Source organism: Lentilactobacillus parabuchneri DSM 5707 = NBRC 107865 (assembly GCF_001435315.1).
Taxonomy (GTDB): Bacteria; Bacillota; Bacilli; order Lactobacillales; family Lactobacillaceae; genus Lentilactobacillus; species Lentilactobacillus parabuchneri.
The window spans coordinates 142,934-162,872 of sequence record NZ_AZGK01000005.1 but is presented as its reverse complement, the minus strand read 5'-3'; the positions used below and the strand labels follow the sequence as shown (position 1 = coordinate 162,872).

At 44.1% G+C, this 19,939-nt stretch carries 19 protein-coding genes; 3 read left to right on the top strand and 16 right to left on the bottom strand.

What is annotated here, in order from left to right:
- Positions 1 to 58: 58 nt before the first annotated feature.
- The 4 genes from glmS to cdaA form a co-directional block, all read right to left on the bottom strand.
- On the bottom strand, positions 59 to 1,876 hold the full coding sequence (gene glmS / locus FC51_RS06930) for a glutamine--fructose-6-phosphate transaminase (isomerizing) (protein WP_057910520.1): 1,818 nt from the start codon (positions 1,874 to 1,876) through the stop codon (positions 59 to 61).
- Positions 1,877 to 2,168: 292 nt separating this feature from the next.
- Positions 2,169 to 3,515: a phosphoglucosamine mutase gene (gene glmM, locus FC51_RS06925; RefSeq protein WP_057910521.1), complete on the bottom strand. Its 1,347-nt coding sequence runs from the start codon at positions 3,513 to 3,515 to the stop codon at positions 2,169 to 2,171.
- A gap of 39 nt (positions 3,516 to 3,554) precedes the next feature.
- On the bottom strand, positions 3,555 to 4,523 hold the full coding sequence (locus FC51_RS06920; RefSeq protein ID WP_057910522.1) for a CdaR family protein: 969 nt from the start codon (positions 4,521 to 4,523) through the stop codon (positions 3,555 to 3,557).
- A gap of 2 nt (positions 4,524 to 4,525) precedes the next feature.
- Positions 4,526 to 5,368: a diadenylate cyclase CdaA gene (gene cdaA / locus FC51_RS06915; protein WP_057910523.1), complete on the bottom strand. Its 843-nt coding sequence runs from the start codon at positions 5,366 to 5,368 to the stop codon at positions 4,526 to 4,528.
- A 172-nt stretch (positions 5,369 to 5,540) separates the two neighbouring features.
- Here cdaA and FC51_RS06910 point away from each other — a divergent pair, with 172 nt between their 5' ends.
- Positions 5,541 to 6,236: a DUF1361 domain-containing protein gene (locus FC51_RS06910; RefSeq protein ID WP_057910524.1), complete on the top strand. Its 696-nt coding sequence runs from the start codon at positions 5,541 to 5,543 to the stop codon at positions 6,234 to 6,236.
- Positions 6,237 to 6,305: 69 nt separating this feature from the next.
- Here FC51_RS06910 and FC51_RS06905 read toward each other — a convergent pair whose 3' ends face one another.
- From FC51_RS06905 to murB, 3 genes are read right to left on the bottom strand one after another with little or no spacing between them, the layout of a single operon-like run.
- Complete coding sequence (locus FC51_RS06905) at positions 6,306 to 7,055, bottom strand: tyrosine-protein phosphatase (RefSeq protein WP_057911246.1); 750 nt, start codon at positions 7,053 to 7,055, stop codon at positions 6,306 to 6,308.
- Between the two features lie 11 nt (positions 7,056 to 7,066).
- Complete coding sequence (locus tag FC51_RS06900) at positions 7,067 to 9,193, bottom strand: cation:proton antiporter (protein WP_057910526.1); 2,127 nt, start codon at positions 9,191 to 9,193, stop codon at positions 7,067 to 7,069.
- A 13-nt stretch (positions 9,194 to 9,206) separates the two neighbouring features.
- A complete protein-coding gene (gene murB / locus FC51_RS06895; RefSeq protein ID WP_167547576.1) occupies positions 9,207 to 10,118 on the bottom strand; it encodes a UDP-N-acetylmuramate dehydrogenase in 912 nt (303 codons plus the stop codon).
- Positions 10,119 to 10,260: 142 nt separating this feature from the next.
- Between murB and FC51_RS06890 the strand changes: the two genes are divergently transcribed.
- Positions 10,261 to 10,794, top strand: a complete 534-nt coding sequence (locus tag FC51_RS06890) for a 3'-5' exonuclease (RefSeq protein WP_057910528.1) — start codon at positions 10,261 to 10,263, stop codon at positions 10,792 to 10,794.
- 124 nt (positions 10,795 to 10,918) lie between these two features.
- On the opposite strand, the gene FC51_RS06885 is transcribed toward FC51_RS06890, so the two are convergent.
- The 4 genes from FC51_RS06885 to FC51_RS06870 form a co-directional block, all read right to left on the bottom strand.
- Entirely contained in the window at positions 10,919 to 11,404 is a 486-nt protein-coding gene (locus FC51_RS06885; protein ID WP_057910529.1) for a GNAT family N-acetyltransferase, read from the bottom strand.
- A 16-nt stretch (positions 11,405 to 11,420) separates the two neighbouring features.
- Positions 11,421 to 11,897 carry a tRNA (adenosine(37)-N6)-threonylcarbamoyltransferase complex ATPase subunit type 1 TsaE gene (tsaE, locus tag FC51_RS06880; RefSeq protein ID WP_099046978.1) on the bottom strand — a complete coding sequence of 159 codons (477 nt, stop codon included), beginning with the start codon at positions 11,895 to 11,897 and terminating at the stop codon, positions 11,421 to 11,423.
- A 78-nt stretch (positions 11,898 to 11,975) separates the two neighbouring features.
- A complete protein-coding gene (gene pta / locus FC51_RS06875) occupies positions 11,976 to 12,950 on the bottom strand; it encodes a phosphate acetyltransferase (protein WP_057910530.1) in 975 nt (324 codons plus the stop codon).
- Between the two features lie 29 nt (positions 12,951 to 12,979).
- Positions 12,980 to 13,672 carry a uracil-DNA glycosylase gene (locus FC51_RS06870; protein WP_057911244.1) on the bottom strand — a complete coding sequence of 231 codons (693 nt, stop codon included), beginning with the start codon at positions 13,670 to 13,672 and terminating at the stop codon, positions 12,980 to 12,982.
- 109 nt (positions 13,673 to 13,781) lie between these two features.
- Between FC51_RS06870 and FC51_RS06865 the strand changes: the two genes are divergently transcribed.
- Positions 13,782 to 14,339, top strand: coding sequence for an LURP-one-related/scramblase family protein (locus FC51_RS06865; protein ID WP_057910532.1), 558 nt, complete (start codon positions 13,782 to 13,784; stop codon positions 14,337 to 14,339).
- Between the two features lie 64 nt (positions 14,340 to 14,403).
- Here FC51_RS06865 and smpB read toward each other — a convergent pair whose 3' ends face one another.
- From smpB to FC51_RS06840, 5 genes are all read right to left on the bottom strand, one after another.
- Positions 14,404 to 14,877: an SsrA-binding protein SmpB gene (gene smpB, locus FC51_RS06860; RefSeq protein ID WP_057910533.1), complete on the bottom strand. Its 474-nt coding sequence runs from the start codon at positions 14,875 to 14,877 to the stop codon at positions 14,404 to 14,406.
- A gap of 20 nt (positions 14,878 to 14,897) precedes the next feature.
- Entirely contained in the window at positions 14,898 to 17,222 is a 2,325-nt protein-coding gene (gene rnr, locus FC51_RS06855; protein ID WP_057910534.1) for a ribonuclease R, read from the bottom strand.
- 15 nt (positions 17,223 to 17,237) lie between these two features.
- Positions 17,238 to 17,984: an alpha/beta hydrolase gene (locus FC51_RS06850; protein WP_057910539.1), complete on the bottom strand. Its 747-nt coding sequence runs from the start codon at positions 17,982 to 17,984 to the stop codon at positions 17,238 to 17,240.
- Positions 17,985 to 18,057: 73 nt separating this feature from the next.
- On the bottom strand, positions 18,058 to 18,294 hold the full coding sequence (secG, locus tag FC51_RS06845) for a preprotein translocase subunit SecG (RefSeq protein ID WP_013728113.1): 237 nt from the start codon (positions 18,292 to 18,294) through the stop codon (positions 18,058 to 18,060).
- An 84-nt stretch (positions 18,295 to 18,378) separates the two neighbouring features.
- Entirely contained in the window at positions 18,379 to 19,917 is a 1,539-nt protein-coding gene (locus tag FC51_RS06840) for a ClC family H(+)/Cl(-) exchange transporter (RefSeq protein ID WP_057910227.1), read from the bottom strand.
- Between the last annotated feature and the right edge of the window lie 22 nt (positions 19,918 to 19,939).

Sequence of the window (19,939 nt, the reverse complement as noted above, 5' to 3'; positions counted from 1 at the left end):
GCGTGAGCTGAGACTTTTGTCCCAGCCTCGTCTTAAACCAAACGGTTATTAAGCAAACCTATTCAACTGTGACACTCTTAGCCAAATTTCGTGGCCGATCGACATCTAATCCCTTGTTCAAACTGGTGAAGTAAGCGATCAGTTGCGCTGGCACAACACTTAGGAGTGGCGTAATCAATTCATTAACATCTGGAATGACCAACGTATCGCCTTCTTGTGCAAGCCCGTTTCGAACAATTGTAAAGGTTGCAGCACCCCGGGACTCTGTTTCTTGAAGGTTGCTCCGGGTCAAGTTGGCAGTTCGTTTTTGCGTAATAATGCCAACAACCGGCGTGCCTTCTTCAATCAACGCAATGGTTCCATGTTTTAATTCTCCGGAAGCAAATCCTTCAGCTTGAACATAAGAAATTTCCTTTAACTTCAAAGCTGATTCCAGTGAAACCGTCTGATCAATGCCTCGACCAATGTAAAACGCCCGATTAGCCGGTACAAAATACTTTTTAGCGAGATCGTCAATGAGGTCTTTTTCATCGATAATCGCTTGCATCCCAGTCGCAACCAAGCCCAACTGCTGACGAATATCAAATTCTTCGGCAATGGTTTGCTCTTTGGCTTCTCCAAGTGCCTTGGCCAAAATTGCTTCCACCCCAATTTGGGCGGTATAAGCCTTGGTAGATGCAACGGAAATTTCAGGACCGGCATGAAGCAACATCGTGTACGTTGCTTCACGGAACAGGGTCGAGTTTTCAACGTTGGTAATGGTTAAACTCTCGTAGTTATTGGCGTTGACATTAACCAACACTTCTCGACTGTCAGCCGTTTCACCACTTTGTGACAAGAAGATGAAGAATGGTTTCTTGGACAACAGTGGATTATCATAGGCAAATTCAGAAGCAATGTGAACTTCAGTTGGAACGTGAGCTAATTTTTCAAATAATTTCTTTCCAACCAAACCGGCATGGTAGCTGGTACCGGCACCAACAATATACAAACGGTCGGCTTCCTTCATTGCGTTGATCAATTGAGAATCAACGTTGGGTTTGCCAGATTCTTCAGTATATAGTGAAGCCAACTTACGCATCACGTTTGGTTGTTCATCAATTTCTTTAAGCATGTAATATGGGTATGGGCCTTTGTCAGTTTCTTGAGCATCCATGTTAACGTGGAAGCTCTTACGCTCAACCTTGTTGCCGTCACGATCTTCAATGTCAACTGAGTCTGGCTTGATTGTGACAACTTCGCCATCATGCAATTCCAAGAAATCATGAGTCACATTCAACATCGCTAATGCGTCTGAGCAGACAACGTTACAGCCATCTCCAACCCCAATCAATAATGGGCTCTTGTTCTTGGCAACGTACAAGGTTTCAGGATCAGTACTATCCATCAGTAAAAATGCATATGATGAGCCTTCAAGCAAACTTAACGTCTTCAAGAATGCCTGCTTGGTAGTCATCCCTTCAGTCTGAACGAAGCGGTCAACCAATTGAACAACCACTTCCGTATCGGTCTGACTGGCGAAAGTTGTGTTGCTCAAATACTTCGCTTTGAGTTCTTTATAATTTTCAATCACACCATTGTGAACCAAGTAAAATCTGTGATCTTCAGAGTATTGGGGATGCGCGTTGGCAACACTCACAACACCGTGAGTTGCCCAACGGGTATGGCCAATTCCGACTGATCCGTGAACTTCAGGGCCAACAGCAGCTTCCAATTCTGAAATTCGTCCCTTGCGTTTAACGAGGTAATCATTGCCGTTCAAATCATTAACGTAAATGCCGGCTGAATCATAGCCACGATACTCCAACTTTTCAAGCCCTTCCAATAAAATTGAAACAGCATTATCATTTCCAGTTACTCCAACAATTCCACACATTTTAGTTTTCTCCTCAACGTTTTTTAAATTGGTATATACAGAATATTAACGTTTAATATTTTTATAACACGTATAATCTACCTAATTTCAAGATAAAAGTCAACAAAAGATGCTAAATGGTATAGGAAATCTTAAAAATTAATATACTACGAAACACCGACCCCATTTTCACGAAATAAAAAGGCACTGATGCAAGGCTTTCGCTTCGCTTACAGTACCCCATTGTTAAAATATCGTAAATGATGAAATTAATTTCAGACGATTTCACTTGTCATCGCCCAACCAATGAACCTTACTGACCCATTTCGTCTCGAACCACATCGGCAATTCGCTTCGTATACTCATCGACTAAATCCTGGGTTGGTGCTTCGGTCATCACTCTGAGGAGTGGTTCCGTCCCACTTGGTCGAACCAACACGCGGCCGTCACCGTGCATCTCTTCTTCGACCTGGGCAATCACTTCTTTGACCTTTTCATTGTCAAGACAATGCTTCTTATCGGTAACTTTAACATTGATTAATTTTTGCGGATATTTCTTAATTTCACCAGCTAATTCCGAGAGCTTTTTGCCTGTTGATTTCATCACAGACAATAACTGAAGGCTGGTTAACATCCCGTCACCGGTTGTATTGAAATCAAGGAAGATAATGTGACCGGACTGTTCACCGCCAAGGTTATAGCCGTCTTGATTCATCTTTTCAACCACGTAGCGGTCGCCAACCTGCGTTTTGACACTGGTCATGCCTTCTCGTTCCATGGCCTTGTACATGCCCATGTTGCTCATAACTGTGGTCACAATCGTGTTTTTCTTCAACCGGCCGCGTTCAGCCATATATTTACCACAGATATACATAATGGCATCCCCGTCGACTAATTTGCCGTTTTCATCGACTGCGATACAGCGATCACCATCACCATCAAAGGCAATTCCAGCTTGGACACCTTCGTCCAAAACAAATTGTTGGAGCTGTTCGGGATGAGTTGACCCCACGTGGTCATTGATGTTCAAGCCATCGGGATTGGTGGCCAACGTTTCAAATTCAATGCCCAAATCCGCGTACAGGGTGGTTACCAATTTGCTGGTTGATCCATTCGCCGCATCAACACAGACTTTCATCCCTGACAGATCTTCTGAGATGGTTTGTTCCAAGAAATGAATGTACTTTTGGCTGCCCTCAAGATAGTCACCGGAAACGCCCAGCCCTTCTGCAGCTGGTCTTGGCAAAATATCTTCTGACCGTTCCAAAATGCCTTCAATTTCTTCTTCGAGATCATCGGATAACTTGTAGCCATCCGCACCAAAGAATTTAATGCCATTATATTCCACTGGATTATGAGATGCGGTAATCATAACGCCCGCGTCAGCTTCCTGGTTTCTGACCAGATAAGCAACGCCTGGAGTGGTCACAATTCCCAAATTCAAAACTTCAATTCCAACAGACAGTAGGCCGGCAATTAATGCTTCTTCAAGCATCTGGCCAGAAATTCGAGTATCTCTGGCAACCAATACTTGGGGCTGCTTTCGTTCGGAATGGTGCGTTAACACATAACCACCCGCACGGCCGCATCGAAATGCAAGTTCTGGCGTAAGTTCCTTATTGGCAATTCCTCGGACACCATCAGTACCAAAATACTTCATCGTAAAAATTCCTCATTTCAATTAAATATAATTTTGGGCTTAATTGTTTCTTGTAATCTTAACCGTAATTTTTTCAGGATCAAAGCCCTTAACGTTGTTCAGCTTGGCATCCAAGACAACCCGTTTGGTGCTTGTCTTCTTGACGTCACTGGTATCGACTTCAACCTTAACGGAACTCAATTTGGACAATTCAACTTTCGTCCCAAATACTCGAACGCGTTTGGTGGCCGACGTCAACGTGAAGCTTTCATTGTCATCAGTCACGCCCTTTGGCTCAAGCTTGATCGGCAGTTCCTTACTATTGCCAGGTGTAATCGGCAGCGTCACATCAGCCGTTGCCGGTGTAATGACAACGTTGACCGTATTTTGTTTGGAATCAAGCGCCTCAATGATCGCCTGACTCGAAATCGACGACTTGGCGTTTTGCGGTACGTTCAGCTGCGCGACAACCGACTTAATCCGGTTAATCTGATCAGACGCACCGGTAATTTTGACGTTCTTAACGTCAGCATTCGCCTGCCCTGCTTGATAACCGGAAGCAATATTTCGTTTTGAATACTGAACGGTTAACGGATAAGTGACCGTTTCTCGCGGTTGAATATCAACCTTTATTGTAGCCGGTTCAAACCGATATCTCAAATCATTATTCAATCCGTCCTGCTGAATCCGAACGGTGTGCTCGCCAACCCCAAGCTTGGAGAGGTCAGCGTACGCCTTGAAATTCTGGGTGTTTGCCGTGGTGGTCACCAAAGCGGAAGGCCCGGTCAAATGAACTTTGACTTTCTCAGGATACCCGGTTACAAAGTATTTATTACTGTTAACCGTTAATGAAAGCGGCACAGAAAACGTCTGGGTCCGATCCGATGTCAAGGACGTTGAATTCGTGCTGCCACCAGACCGGTTATTAGTGGTACTGGATTGTGTGCTGCCGACGTACATAAATAATAGGATCGCAAAGAATAACGATAGTAAGCGGTACGCCCAATTTTTAAAGAGCCATTGTTTCATGATTACCGGCCCCCTTTAAAATGATTGTCAATAAAGTTCGATACAGCATTGATAAAGTTCTTGTGGGGCTGATCGTCTTCGTCAGTGAACAGTTGATTCTTGAAATACTTCAAGTAATCGTCGCGAGTCATTCCCCGTAACAACTCGTTGTTTTGGGTGATGGAGACTTCGCCGGTTTCTTCAGAAATAACCACCGTCATCGCATCAGTCAATTCCGAAATCCCAACCGCTGCCCGATGCCGAGTCCCAAGTTCTTTTGGAATCAGATTACTTTGAGACAATGGCAAGTATGCAGCAGCTGCCGCAACCCGGTTGTTCTTAATAATCACGGCCCCGTCATGGAGTGGCGTGTTGGGGATAAAAATGTTAATCAGCAGTTCTCCGCTAACGTCGGCGTCCAAATCAATCCCGGTTTCGATGTACTCTTCCAGCCCGGTGTTCATTTGAATGGTCATTAGCGCCCCAATTCGGCGTTTAGACATGTACTGAATCGCTTTATCCAGTGCTGTAATCATCTTTTGGGCATCTTCATTTTCCTTTTTACCCTTCACAAAAATCGATCCGCGACCAAGGTGCTCCAAGCCCCGCCGAATTTCCGGCTGGAAAATAACCACAAGGGCAATAACCCCCCAATTGATGACCTGATCCATGATCCAGGATAACGTGGAAAGCCCGGTGTAGGCGCTGATGATTTTAATGACCAGGATAAACACAATCCCCCGAAGTAACTGGACTGCTTTGGTGTCTCGGACAATCAAAAGCAGGTTATAAATAAGAAACCAAACCGCTAGAATATCGATAAGGCTTGTAAAATTATGTACCGTAAATATTTCTGACCAGTTCATTGCGCTCTCCCTTAATTAGTTTTCAAAAATTATTATATCATTCTCCCCACCTAAACATATAATCATTCTTCATTAACCACCATGTTTAAATAAATCATTAAAAATGTTCTTAAAGAAGAATTATTGATGGTATTTATCCGAAAAAAATAGTTTAATTATAGTGATAGGGGGAATGGTCGTGAGTCGAACAAATAAATGGATTGTCCGGGTGTGTTTTTTAGTCTGGATCACAATTCTATATTCATATCTAAAACAGCCCCCGTTCAACTTCTTGGTGCTGAATACGTTTTTGGCATATATCCCAATTGAGTTGAGCTTTCATATCGACAATTTCAAGCCTAAAAACATCATTATTTTCTGGCTGCTGGTGGTTGTCTGGCTGCTATTTTATCCAAACACCCCCTACCTATTAACGGACTTATTCCACTTGTCGTTACTGAATCCTTATGGCACCAATGGATTGCTCAGGTTGGACGACATTATGTGGCTCAAATTTACCTTGCTGCTAACTTCAACTATTTTTTCAACCTTGCTGGGACTTTGGGGACTCGATACGATTGCAAATGCCATTGCAGCCAGGCTCCACGCAAAGAACCTGGTATTTAAACACAGTATTGTCATCGTTTTAACCTTTTTGGCATCCGTCGGCATCTTTATCGGTCGTTTTTTACGAATTCACACGATCTATTTATTCCTCACACCTGAATTATTCATTCGACCGCTGATGAATATGTGGAGTCGACCGGCAATTATCTTCATTATTTTATTGACCGTTGTTCAATTGGTGTTCTACTACACCTTGAAACTCATTCAAAATTCGGGTAACCGACCCCACATTAACCAAAATGATGAATCAAATCAAAAATAAGGGCCTGTGACAAAACCAACGTTTTGCCGCCAGGCCTATTTTTTTATCCAAATTGATCACATCGAATGTTTAATTTGCTACATACAAGTTCCTGAATTCTGCAACGAAATCACTGGGTAATCCGAGTCCATCAGTCAAGTAATGATCAAATGTCCCAAATTGATTTAATAATACGTCTCGTGCGTGGGTCAAATAATCGGCATCGACCATCAAAGCGGTGTGGAGATTATCCAACTGCTGTTCGGTCATCTGATCCCGAAACTGATCTAACAGGGCTTGATTGGCCTTTGTTCGCAACTGATTGGTCAATAGATAATCCGCCATAATTTGTTGATTGTTGGCTCCGGCAATCTTCAAGATGATTGCGGCCGCAAATCCCGTTCGATCCTTTCCCGCAAAACAATGAAATAAAACCGGTTGGTGATCCTGCAACAACCCCAGCAAGAATTCACGATAACCCCGTTGGGCGGATTGGCTCAAGACAATTGATTCGTATGTTTTAAGCATGTTTTGCCGGACCTGATTTCCGCTTGTGATCATCGCCCCCAAGCTGGCACCATTCGCCGTCTTATCAGATAAAATATCCAAATGGATATAATCGGTTCCTGAAATGGTGGTGTCAGGAGCTTGTTGAACTTCATCCGTACTTCGAAAATCATAGATATCCCGAATCCGACAAGCCTCTTTCAAAAACGAAGACTGAACTTGATTTAATCCGGATATTGCGCCACTTCGGAAGAAAAATCTCGGTTTCAGCGTGCCTGTTGGAACCTGAATGCCGCCAATGTCTCTAAAATTGACTAATCCCTTGTCGTTCATTTGAAATCCCCCTATTGGTTTTGATAATCCATGATTAACACTGTTTCCGAGTAATTAATGTATTGTCTGAGGTGCGCTGCCATAGCCCAATCGATATTTCCTTGTTCCAACAGCACTTGGACACCCTCTCGTTCAGCCGCTAAGGCTTTAATCCGCAAGTTCTGATAGTTCATTGCCTGATCTTGAATTTGTTTTTGGGAGTGATCCTTTGCCAGTTCAATTTGATTTCGATAATGAACGATTAGATGATAAACAGATTGACTGTCAAACCGCTGGTTATCGATATCATCACGGGCAAAGTACGCCGATAACGCAGAAATTGCCGCCTTCGCTTCTTCACGTTGAATTAATGACAATTCATCAGAAATATCCTCATCGGTCTTTTGGCGAATAATCCAAAGGGCAATCCGGTTACGAAGCTTCACGAAGTTTCGAGCGGTTCCGTGGCCTAACTTGATCTTATGGCCAATTGATCGAATCATTTGATTTTCCAGTCGCTGTAACTTCGCGTTGGCAATCAAAAACGCCTGCCTGGATATTTTTTGGTCGTCAAACAATTGTTGAACGGCAGCCCGTTCGCCACGGAGTGCAACCCGTCGTAAGGCCAGTTCATCTGAAATGATTGAATCCATTTCCTTTTTGTCCTGAAGCTTCAATTCGAGTCGACGAATCAAAAACTGATAATCAAGGATTAAATCAAAGGCTTCTTTTTGATTGCTGGGCCGCCGTTCTTCTTCAATTCGCTGGACGGCTAATTTCATAATGTAGACCCGTGCTTCATCTTCAGAGATGTAATGGGTATCTTCGTCGGTGTCCGATGAATTCGGATTCAAATCATCGGAATCATCCGTCGCGTTTGCCCGGGTAAGCAACGGCGCCTTGTCCTCGGAAATCAGTGGGAGTGTGATGGTTGCAACTACCAGTGAAATGATAATCACGCCAGCGGCCACAAATAACGCTAAAGATCGGGATGGGAACGGACTGCCACCGTCAATGGTCATTGGAATTGACAGCACCCCGGCCATTGTAACGGCTCCACGGACGCCTGAAAGCCCGGCTAAAAGAGCTGCTTTAAACGTCGGCATCTGTTTAGTTTTCAAAGACTTGATTTTTCGTGACCGCAAACTGCTGACGGCTTGGTAAGTATAAATCCAAAAGACCCGAATTGCCAAGAGAATCAGCCAGGCCACAAATGAAATCCCTAAAGCCGCAAAGGTGTTAATCTTATTGTTTTGAATGACGTTGGTGGTTGCTAACGGCAATTCAATTCCCAAAATCAAAAAGACTATTCCATTCAGTGTATAAATGATAATATCCCAGGTTTTCTCACTGACCAGCTTGAGTTCGGGCTGGCTTCGATCCGGAGCAGTCCCGTAAAAGTGAAAAATAATCCCGGCTGCAACCACCGCAATAACCCCCGAAGCATGAAAGAATTCTTCAGTAACCAGATAAACCACAAATGGCGTGGTGACCTGCAAAACCGTACTAAAAATCACGTCGTTAATACCTTGCCGATACAGCCAATTTTCCATCATCAAAATCAGGGCAATGATCAAGATTCCACTCACAAACCCAACGATACTGATGTAAATAAAGTCAATGGCAGCCGATTTGATTGAAAACACCCCGGTGACTGTCGCGGCAACCGCGTATTTAAAGGCAATCAAACCGCTGGCGTCGTTGATCAGACTTTCACCACTAACGATGTGCAAGATTCCTTCCGGCAGCTTGGCACGCTTTGAAATTGATTGAACCGCCACCGGATCGGTCGGCGACAAAATTGCCGCCAGGGCAAAACTAACGGAGAACGGCATGGTTGGAATAATGAGATGAAATAAGAAACCACCCAAAATGGTCGTCAAAAAAACCAATACAATTGCATTGGCCAAAATGGGGCCCCGAAGCTTCCACAGTTCCCGCTTTGGAAACCGTCGTCCATCATTAAAAAGCAATGGGGCAATGAATAGCAGCAAAAACCAGTCAGTTTCAAGTGGGATAGTCACGCGCATCACTAACGCGGCACCCAGGCCCAAGACGACCTGAATCAAACTGACTGGAACAGCTGGAATAAAATGATCGACAACGTTGGAAAATACGACCAGCGTCATCAATAAAATAACGGCTTCGAGAATGTGCACTAATTACCAACTCCTAATCTTGCTTGGGGTCTTCACCAATAATTCGAACCTCGGTTTCGAGATGAACTTGAAATTGATCATAAACTGTTTTTTGAACGTGGGCAATCACGTTTAAATAATCGGTCGCCGTAGCGTGGTCAACGTTGACAATGAATCCGGCGTGTTTCATCGAAACTTGGGCCCCACCAATTTGAAAGCCCTGGAGGCCGGCATCATGAATTAATTTGCCCGCAAAATGGCCGGCCGGCCGCTTAAACACACTTCCGCATGAAGGAAGATCAAGTGGCTGCTTGGCCGCCCGTAATGCATTCAAATGGTCCATTTGTTTTTGAATCTTTTCGGCAATTCCAGTGGTTAAGGCAAAAGTTGCTGAGAGGACAATTTGGTGATGATCCTGAACACTGGAATGACGATAGCCAAAATCAAGTTGTTTGTGGTTCAGATGCAGAATGTGATTGTCAGGGGTTAAGACCTCTGCGCCAGTAACAACGTTTTCAATGTCGCCGCCGTATGCTCCAGCATTCATATATACCGCGCCACCGACACTTCCGGGAATTCCGGCAGCGAACTCCAAGCCGGTAAGTGAATTGGCCTGAGCAGCCTTGGTCACGTCAATCAAAGCCGCCCCGGATTCAGCGACCACCAAATTTTCGTGAGACGTGATTTTTTTGATTTTTGTTAAAATCATCGTTAGCCCGCGAATGCCACCATCTTTGACGATTAAATTGCTGGCATTTCCAATCACCGTTATCGGCAGGTGATTCTCATTGGCGTAATCCAAAAGCTGTTGGCATTCCTTGATGCTGCGTGGAAACGCTAAAATATCAGCCGGTCCGCCGGTTAAGGTATGCGTATATTTGGATAGCGGTTCATTCATTAAAATATCGATATCAGGGTAAACGTTTAAAATTGTTTTTGATTGCATCATGATTAAATTCCTCTGTTTCAAAGCATATAAATTAATTTTACCACGAAACACCCGATCCATGGGCGGAGATCACGGAATGCAATCAAGTTGCGTTTTAGAAGCGTTCTTTGTACAATGTGAATACATTGAGGTGAAAGATATGAACTTTGTTGCGATGGATTTTGAAACCGCAAATGCAAAAAGAGCCAGCGCCTGTTCCATTGCACTGGCAATTGTTAGAGATAATCAAGTTGCCCACGAATTTTATTCGCTCATCAACCCGGAAATGGAATTTAGCTGGCGAAACATTAATGTTCACGGGATTCACGAAAAAGATGTGGTTGACGCGCCGACTTTTCCGGAGGTTTGGGATCACATTGCACCGTTATTTACTGCAAACAAATTGGTGATTGCGCATAACGCAGCGTTTGACAACAGTGTCTTAAAGCGGACCCTGGAACGCTACGACGTCAATCCACCCCACTATCTCACATTGGACACACTGCGAACGTCCAAGCGGTTTTATCCGACGTTGGAAAATCATAAGCTCAATACACTTTGCGAGAAGCTCCACATTGAATTGGAGCATCATCACAATGCCTTAGACGACAGTGTTGCTTGTGCAAACATCTTGTTAACCGAACAGCAGCAATTTGGTAGTGAGGCTTTACGAGAATTCGTGAAGGCCATTTAACTACTTCAAAAAAGTCACTCATTAAGTTTCTTAGTCAAATTGATGGACTTTTCGTCGAATATAGCTAAAATAATAGGTTCAAACTGGAATTGAATCTGATTCCAGTTTGAGCCTATTTTGCAACTTAATGAACATCTAGTTTCATTTCAATAAGTTCGCGGTCATTTTGAGCCATCACTTTTGTCCGTTGAAAGCCAACTTTTTCGTATACGTGAATGGCCGGTCCGTTGTTTGAGAAGACCGTTAAGAACAGCTGGTCGAGCTGACTAAAGTCTTTGGCCCAGTCAATCGCCAACTCCATCAGATTTGTGCCAATCGAATATCCTTGAAAGCCCGCCAGAACAGCCAGGCCAACTTCGCCCCTGCTTTCGTCGACTTCATCGACAGTCACGATGCCAACCAACTCTGAATCATATTCCGCCACTGCCAGTAAATTCGTCCGGGTGTGGTTAATCATGTCAATCTGTTGTGCTTCCATAGGACCATTTAGATCACTTAAGTCTGAGTCCACTAAAAAAGTATCGGATTCGGTTTGTAAAGCCTTTAATAAGTCCAATACGGCCTGGCCGTCTGCTTTTTCCGCCAAGCGAAATTCGACTTCTTTTGCCAATCGACATCCCTACTTTCTATGATTGATCCGCCAACACTTCTCGAATCATCTTTTCAAATCGTTCACCCTTTGCTTCAAAGGTCAACGTTCGAACGTTATCACCTTTTGAATCATCCCGCCGGAAAATAATCCGCAGATACTGATTTGGTAATTCATCGGCCACAAATTTCGACCATTCAACCACATTGACCCCGTCACCGTTAAAATACTCCTCCAGGCCCAAATCATCAGCACCGCCTTCTTCCAGCCGATAAACATCCATGTGATACAACGGAATTCGGCCATCTTGATACTCACGAATAATGGTGAAGGTTGGACTCTTTATTGGGCGATCAATGCCGAGTCCCTTGGCAAGGCCTTTCGTAAAAGTCGTCTTGCCGGCCCCAAGATCGCCATCTAATAAGATCAAATCTCGTGGCTTCAGATATTGGGCCAGCTTTTGTCCAATGGCCATTGTCTGGTCTGCAGATTTAACCGTTACTGTATTGATCAACGAATCATTCCTTCCAATAAGAAAGGATTGCAGACAAATAAAATCATTTGCCACAACCCTCGCCGTTAGTTAATTTGATTATAATGCCTGTGCAGCTGTGATGATCGAAACTTTATAAACATCTTCTTCGTTACTGCCTCGAGACAAGTCAGAAACGGGTTTGTTTAAGCCTTGCAGAATTGGGCCAATCGCTTCAAAACCACCAAAGCGTTGGGCAATCTTGTAACCAATGTTTCCTGATTGCAATTCTGGGAAGACAAAGACGGTTGCGTGGCCAGCAACTTTCGAACCCGGTGCCTTGCGCTCACCAACTGAAGGAACAAACGCAGCATCAAATTGCATTTCACCATCAATTGCCATGTCGGGTGCCTGTTCTTGGGCTAATTTAGTTGCTTCTTGAACCTTGGTAACCATATCGCCCTTGGCGGATCCCTTAGTTGAGAAGCTTAAAAGGGCCACCTTTGGATCAATATCGAAGGTCTTGGCAACCTTACCACTTTCAACCGCAATTTCAGCTAATGCATTTGCATCCGGGTCCAAGTTAATGGCACAATCGGCAAACAGGTAACGCTCATCACCCTTTTGCATGATAAAGGCCCCACTAATTAACTTCACACCCGGCTTTGTCTTGATAATCTGAAGTGCGGGACGCACGGTGTCGCCGGTTGGATGGTTGGCACCTGATACCATTCCGTTAATTTTATTCATGTAGACTAAAGTCGTCCCAAAATAATTTGGATCTTTCAGCCATTCACGTGCTTGTGCTTCATCAGTCTTGCCTTTTCGTCTTTCAACAATTGCAGCAACCATTTCATCAATCTGGTCAGCAGGCTGATTAAGGTAGTCAATAATTTCAACATCACTTAAATCAATGTCGGCATCCTTGGCAACTTTTTCAACTGTATCGGTTGCCCCAAGAATGACCGGGTTAACCAAACCATCTTTGGCTAATCGGCTTGCGGCACCCAGAATTCGAACGTCGTCTCCTTCAGGGAACACAATGCTGATATTTTTACCACTAATTTTTTGCTTGAGACTTTCAAATAAATCCATGACAAATCCTCCAATTCTAAAAATCACAACTACGATGTTTGAGAAACCTTTTCAGGCAACTGCCAGTTAATCGGCGTTTCACCCATTGCTTCCAAGGCTTCGTTTGTCTTGGAAAAAGGCTTGGAACCGAAGAATCCCCGATTAGCTGATAAGGGACTCGGGTGAGCGGATTGCAGGACCACATTGGTCGAAGTGTCGATCAACGCAATCTTATCTCTGGCCGCTCGTCCCCACAAGATGAAAACAACCGGCTTTTCACGCGCCGACAGCTTTGAAATCGCAGCGTCGGTTAGTTGTTCCCAACCTTTGCCCTTATGAGAAAAAGCCTGTCCGTTACGGACTGTCAGCACCGAGTTCAACAAAAGAACCCCCTGCTTCGCCCAGCTTCGAAGATCACCATGTGAAACGGGCTTAATTCCCAAGTCGGACTGAAGCTCCTTATAGATGTTTTGAAGCGATGGTGGGATTCTGACACCTGGCATAACTGAAAAGCTTAACCCTTGGGCTTGGTTTGGTTCGTGATAGGGATCCTGTCCCAAAATCACGACTTTGACTTGGCTAAAGGGCGTTAACTGAAACGCCTCAAAAATATGATTCATATCAGGATGGATAAACTGTGTTTTGTATTCTGATATCAAAAATTGGCGTAACTGCTGATAGTAAGTTTTTTCAAATTCGGGCTCTAAAACGTCCCACCAATCATTTTTTATAAACGGTTTCATTCGCAACACCTCACGTTTTATTCTACCATACCCATTTTAAAATAACACCAGAGTAAATAATTTCAGAACGTGTTAAAATGAAAATAATACAAGTAAAGGAAATGCGTTTATGAGTCGAAAATTACAGTTAAACTTAACTGAACTGGATCATACCCGGTCATCAAAAGTGACCGATCAATATCGGGACACCAAGTATTTAATTGTCGGAAAGTGGGGACTCATTTCCGATACTTTTTCCATCTATTCAATTACCGGCGAGCTACTTGTATCCGTTCGACAACAATCAATGGGCATGACGCCGAAGTTTGATTTGTATTATCTGGACCAGTTTGTTGGGACCTCAGTCATTCATTTTACGATGCACTACACGACCATTTTTATTAATGGGATTAACTGGCTGATTACGGGAAATCAAGACAAACAATCGTACAGGATTATCCGCGGCCGGACGCATATTGCCACTATCAAGTCATACAGTCAATCTGACCAGGTTATCCGAATCATGTCAGTTGACAACATCGACCACGAACCGCTGGTGTTGGCCATTGCGGCCTTGCTTAACCATCCCTCTCTCGTCCATGCTTCCAGACTGAAATTAGGCGTTTTGGAAAAGATTTCAAATCCCAAGCTCGAAAGTGAAAACATCCAAACCCTTCATAACAAATGAAAATAAGCGTTGAAAGCAAGCCATCTCTGGTTGCTTCAACGCTTTTTGTTTACTCATATTCAGCTTAGTAATGTTTCATGACCCGATCAATCTGACGCTTCTGGTCACGGCGCTTGATCGTTTCTCGCTTATCAAATTCCCGTTTACCTTTGGCCACACCAATTAACACTTTGGCGAAACCATTTTTTAGATAAACTTTCAAGGGAACAATTGTGATCCCCTTATCCTTTGTCGCTTCAGCAAGGCGATGAATTTGCTTTTTGTGAAGCAGCAGCTTCCGGTTTCGAAGTGGGTCATGGTTAAATTGATTGCCCTGGGCGTACTCACTAATATGAACGTTCATCATATAAGCTTCGCCGTTTCGAATCTGAACGAACCCGTCCTTCAAATTAATTCGCCGATCACGAATTGATTTGATTTCGGTTCCGGTCAAAACAATCCCGGCTTCGACTGTTTCCAAAATGGAATAGTCATGGCGGGCTTTTTTATTTTGGGCCATCAAATTGTCATTGTTATGCTGTTTTTTCCCTTTGGCCATTCGACCACCTCGTTTACATCTTAATGCTTATTGTGATTCTGGTGCCCATTATTGCCGCGTGAATGATTATTATTTCTGCCACGGTTGTTATTGTTTGAATGATTTGAGTGGTTGTTCCCATGACGATCATTGTTGCGATGGTCATTACTGTGGTATGTCCGCTTTGGCAACATGTTGCTCTGTGGTGTCTTTTCGGGATCCACAATATCAAAATCAACGGCACTTTGCTTAACATCAACGTTGACAACCTTGACTCTAATCGGCTGGCCCATCTTGTAGGTCCGGCGAGTATTTCTGCCGACCAAGGCCATAAACTGCTCAACGTATTGGTAATAGTCGTCGTTCATTCGGCTAATGTGGACCAAGCCCTCGACGGTGTTGGGTAATTCAATAAACAACCCAAATTTCATAACTGAACTGACGACCCCGTCAAACTCCTCGCCAAGGTGGTCGTTCATATATTCGGCCTTCTTCATTGCGTCAGTATCCCGTTCAGCGTCAACGGCCCGTCGTTCGTATTCGGAAGTCGTGGTGGCGATTTCGTCCAAGACATTTGCGTAACGCTTCTTGGTTTCATCGTTAATGCCGTTATCTTCATAGTAGTGAATCAAACGGTGGACCATCGTGTCCGGATAACGACGAATTGGTGATGTAAAGTGGGTATAAAATGGTGCAGCTAAGCCGAAGTGACCAAGAGATTGGTCAGCGTAACGAGCTTGTTTTAAGCTCCGCAACAGCATGACCGAAACCATCATTTCTTCAGGCTTGCCGGCAACTTTTTTCAAAACGTTTTGTAACGTCTTGGGGGTGACGTGTTCAGGATCACCCTTAACGTTGATTCCAAATGCTGTCAACGTTTCAAAGAAGCTTCTAATTCGGTCGGCATCAGGCGTTTCATGGACCCGGTAAATAAACGGTACGTGGCTTTCGTAATAGTGCTTGGCAACTGTTTCGTTGGCTGCCAGCATAAACGACTCAATCATCCGTTCAGCAGTTCCACGAACCCGGAGCTTAATGTCGATTGGATGTCCCTTTTCGTCAACAATGATTTCAGCTTCGTTGTCGTCAAAATCAATGGCACCCCGCGATTTACGGTGTTTGTACAAAATCTTGTGAAGCTCACCCATCGTTTCAAACATTGGTACCAATCGCTTGTATCGATCGATTGTTTTTTCATCGTGAGATTCCAAAATATTATTAACCGCCGTATAAGTCATTCGGGCAGTTGACCGCATCAAACTTGGATGAATCCGGTGTTTGATGATATTGCCGGACTGATCGATTTCCATCTCACAGCTCATACAAAGACGGAGTTGACCCTCATTTAGGGAACAAATTCCGTTCGATAAACGACGTGGCAGCATTGGAATAACCCGGTCGGTTAAATAAACCGATGTCCCACGACGGAAGGCTTCCTTATCAATGGCGCTTCCCGGCTTAACGTAATGGCTCACGTCAGCGATATGAACACCTAAATGATAATTGCCGTTTGGCAGTTTCCAAGCGGTAACCGCATCATCCAAATCTTTAGATGATTCCCCATCAATAGTAACCAAGTCCTGGTCGGTAATATCTTCTCGACCGACTTTTTCTTCTTCGGTCACGTGATCTGGAATTGCGTCGGCTGCTTGAATAACATCCTCAGGAAATTCTGCTGGAATGTCATGGGCGTACACAATTTGTAAAATGTCGATTCCGGGATCATCAACCGAACCGATCACTTCGTCGGCAATCCCCACCATGTATTCGGGATGCTTGGCATCCGGATACTCGGTAATTTGGGCAGTAATCACTTCGCCCGGTGTTGGCTTTAGACCAACATCGTTGATATAAAACTTGTATTTGGCAATCTTTTTGTCGTTTAACGTCAATTGGCCAATATAGCCCTTATCGTCGTCGCTTACTTGAAACGGTCCCACAACACGGGTATATTTATGTTCCGCGATGCCAACCACTTTACCTTCTGGGCCGCGGTCCGAACCTGGTTGGGCCGGCCGGACAATTTCCATTTCAACCGTATCACCATTTAAGGCGTTCATGGTATTGTCAGGCGCAATATAAGCGTCCGGAGCGGTTTCATCATACGCGACGAAACCAAATCCTTTATCATTGGCATGGAAGGTTCCGGTTAACTTTTGTTTATCAGGATTCATCTGAAATTTCCCTTCATCAGTCACAACTGCGATCCCATCACGCTCAAGGGCAGCCAACTCTTGGACAATCAATTTGAATGCGGCTGATCCGTGGGTACGTAAAACATCGGCAATCTTTTCGACAGTAAATACGTTATCCGGATAAGTCCGCAGAACGTTTTCTATTTGAATTTTTAAATCATTATCTTGCAATCTATATTCCTCGTATTATTCATAAAGTTTTGTTAGAAATTCTGTTAAGTCCGATTCGAGTTGCTTATGGGCGCTGTTGACAGTAATCATATGACTGGCATTGGGGTATTCATGATAACTGACTTGGCTGTTGATTAACCCGTCTCGAAGCGATTTGGCACTCTGTGGATTCACGATTTCATCGCTCAATCCCTGACCAATAAAGTAAGGTTGATGAATTTTGGGCAAATCCTCGGCAACGCCAACCGTGAAGTCGGCAATTTTTCCAAGTAATTGATCAATATTATCATCCAACCATTTTAACTTTGAATTCATAATGGCTTCATTGGTTTGAAAGCGCACAAAGTTAGCCTTGGCCATTTGCATGAAGGTGTTGTGGACGCTAAATTGCCGTTTGCGGACAATTGGGGAGCCTAATGAACCGCCACCAACCAGTTGCGAATCGTTTTCCAGGGCCTTCGCCGCAAAAATGCCGCCAAGTGAAATCCCAAAAATACTGATTTGGCGATATCCCCGGTCTCGCACAAATTGAATTGCGGCCTGAGCGTCCTGCCACCATCGTTCAGGTGTTCCTTGGAGCAAAATGTCAGTGAAGTCTGCAGTCCCATGTCCGGTAAACATCGGCGCATAGACTGTGTAGTTCTGACGTTCCAAATACCTTGCCAACATTCGAACGTCCACCGGACCGCTCGCAAACGCGTGCAGCAAAATCACTGCTTGAGGGCCGTGTTCGAAATAAAAAGATTTTACTGGGACTTGCATCGCACTCATCCTTTCATGTCACCTCTTCAATTATAATAAAAATCCTCCTGCATTTAAACAGGAGGATTGAATACTAATGAGATGATATCCAAACTAATGCAAGTGCTAAGAGAAAGAAAATTATCCCTAAAACAAGTGTCGTTTTTTGCATGAATGCTTCAAAGCCACGTGGCTTCTGCTTGGCAAACAAGTCATCGGCCCCACCAGTTAAGGCAGACATGGCGTCATTAGTCTTTGATGGTTGCATTAATACTGCGATTGTAATTAACACACAGTCGATCAGCAATAATGTTAACAAAAAATTGTACACGTTGATAGCCTCCTACCGTTCAATCGGCTTAATACTACTCTTACTAAACTAACACATTATAGCAGAATTCGCTACCTTTTGTAATTAAGTTTCGTTTGTTAATGCAATAATTTTTTGTGTAATTGCATGCTGATTCTTGGTTGAAACGTTGATAAAAAGCGTATCGCCCCAGCGGACCAGCGTATCACCTGCCGGAATGATTTCAACGCCATTTCGTTCAATCTTTGTGAGCAGGGACCCGGTTGGCCACTCGATCTGGCGAACTTTTTTGCCATCCATATCAGATCCGGCGTACACACTGACCATAATTTGAACGGATCGGCCAAGATTTAACTGGCTTTGAACCTTCAGTAACTGCTGAAGCATTGAATAATAGACTGGCTTGCCGTTGAGCAGGTCTATAACGGCGTATGCGACCAATGAGACCACCGCGAGTCCCAGGAGATGAGTCAGGGTCCCAACCATCTCAGTGATGAGGAGAATGGCTGTGAACGGGGCCTTACTAATTGCGGCAAAGTACCCCGCCATCCCCATAATGATGAAGCTTGAAAAATAAAATGGATTCATCCAACCTAGATTAATGGCAATACTGCCGACAATCGCCCCAATCAAACCGCCGAGACATAAAATGGGCAAAAAAATGCCACCCGGTAAGCCACTGCCATAAGAAATCATTGAAAATACGAAACGAATTAATAAGTAGCCGCACAAGACGAGCGTCGGATAACCGGCAGCACTTAAATGTAAAATAATGTCACTGCCACCGCCTAAAAGCCGCGGAAAAAGGGCCCCCAGGGGAATCACCAAAATCAACGGAATTATCCCGTTAAAGTACCACGGAAGCTTGGTGTGCCGGTACCATTTGCCCATACTTAAGATGACCATTTGATATATTCGGCCCAAAACGCCTAAAACAATCCCTAATAAGACAACCCAAAGAAAGTATTTAAGTGGCAATGGCGTGCTCTTCATATAAAGAACAGGCTTCAGACCGAAAACGTAGGTCGCAACCATGTCTGACGTGATTGCCGAGGTCAAGGAAACAATCCAAATATTCGTTGAAAAATTATGATAAATCTCTTCCAGTACAAATAGCGTGCTGGCAATTGGTGCGTTAAAAGCCGCGCTTAAGCCGGCGGCCGCACCACTTGAGATCAGTACCTGACGGTCAAACCCAATTTGTTTGGTAAAGTGGGCAACCCCTTGTCCCAGCGTTGATCCCAGTTGAATAGACGGCCCTTCACGCCCAAGGTAAAGCCCGCTGCCAATCGCTAAAATGCCGCCAACAAATTTGCGCCATAAAATCGACCACCAATTATAATCAACCTCTCCCAGTAATTGTCCCTCAACTTGGGGGATGCCAGATCCTTTGATATCCGGTTGCTGTTTCAAAAACCAGCCGACTAAAAGACCGATGACGATATTAATGCCAATCGCCAAAACCAGGAGCGAAAGATGTGCTGCTGCATTAACGTATAAATAACGCATCAGCCCCATCATATGTCCAATGGCCCAGCGAAATAGCGACACCGCGGAACCGGCCAATATACCAACCAAAATCCCATTGAAAATTGTTTTTATTTGAGATAGCTTGTAACTTCCTCTAACCTGCACGTCGATCATCCTTTAATTATTTCTGATATCA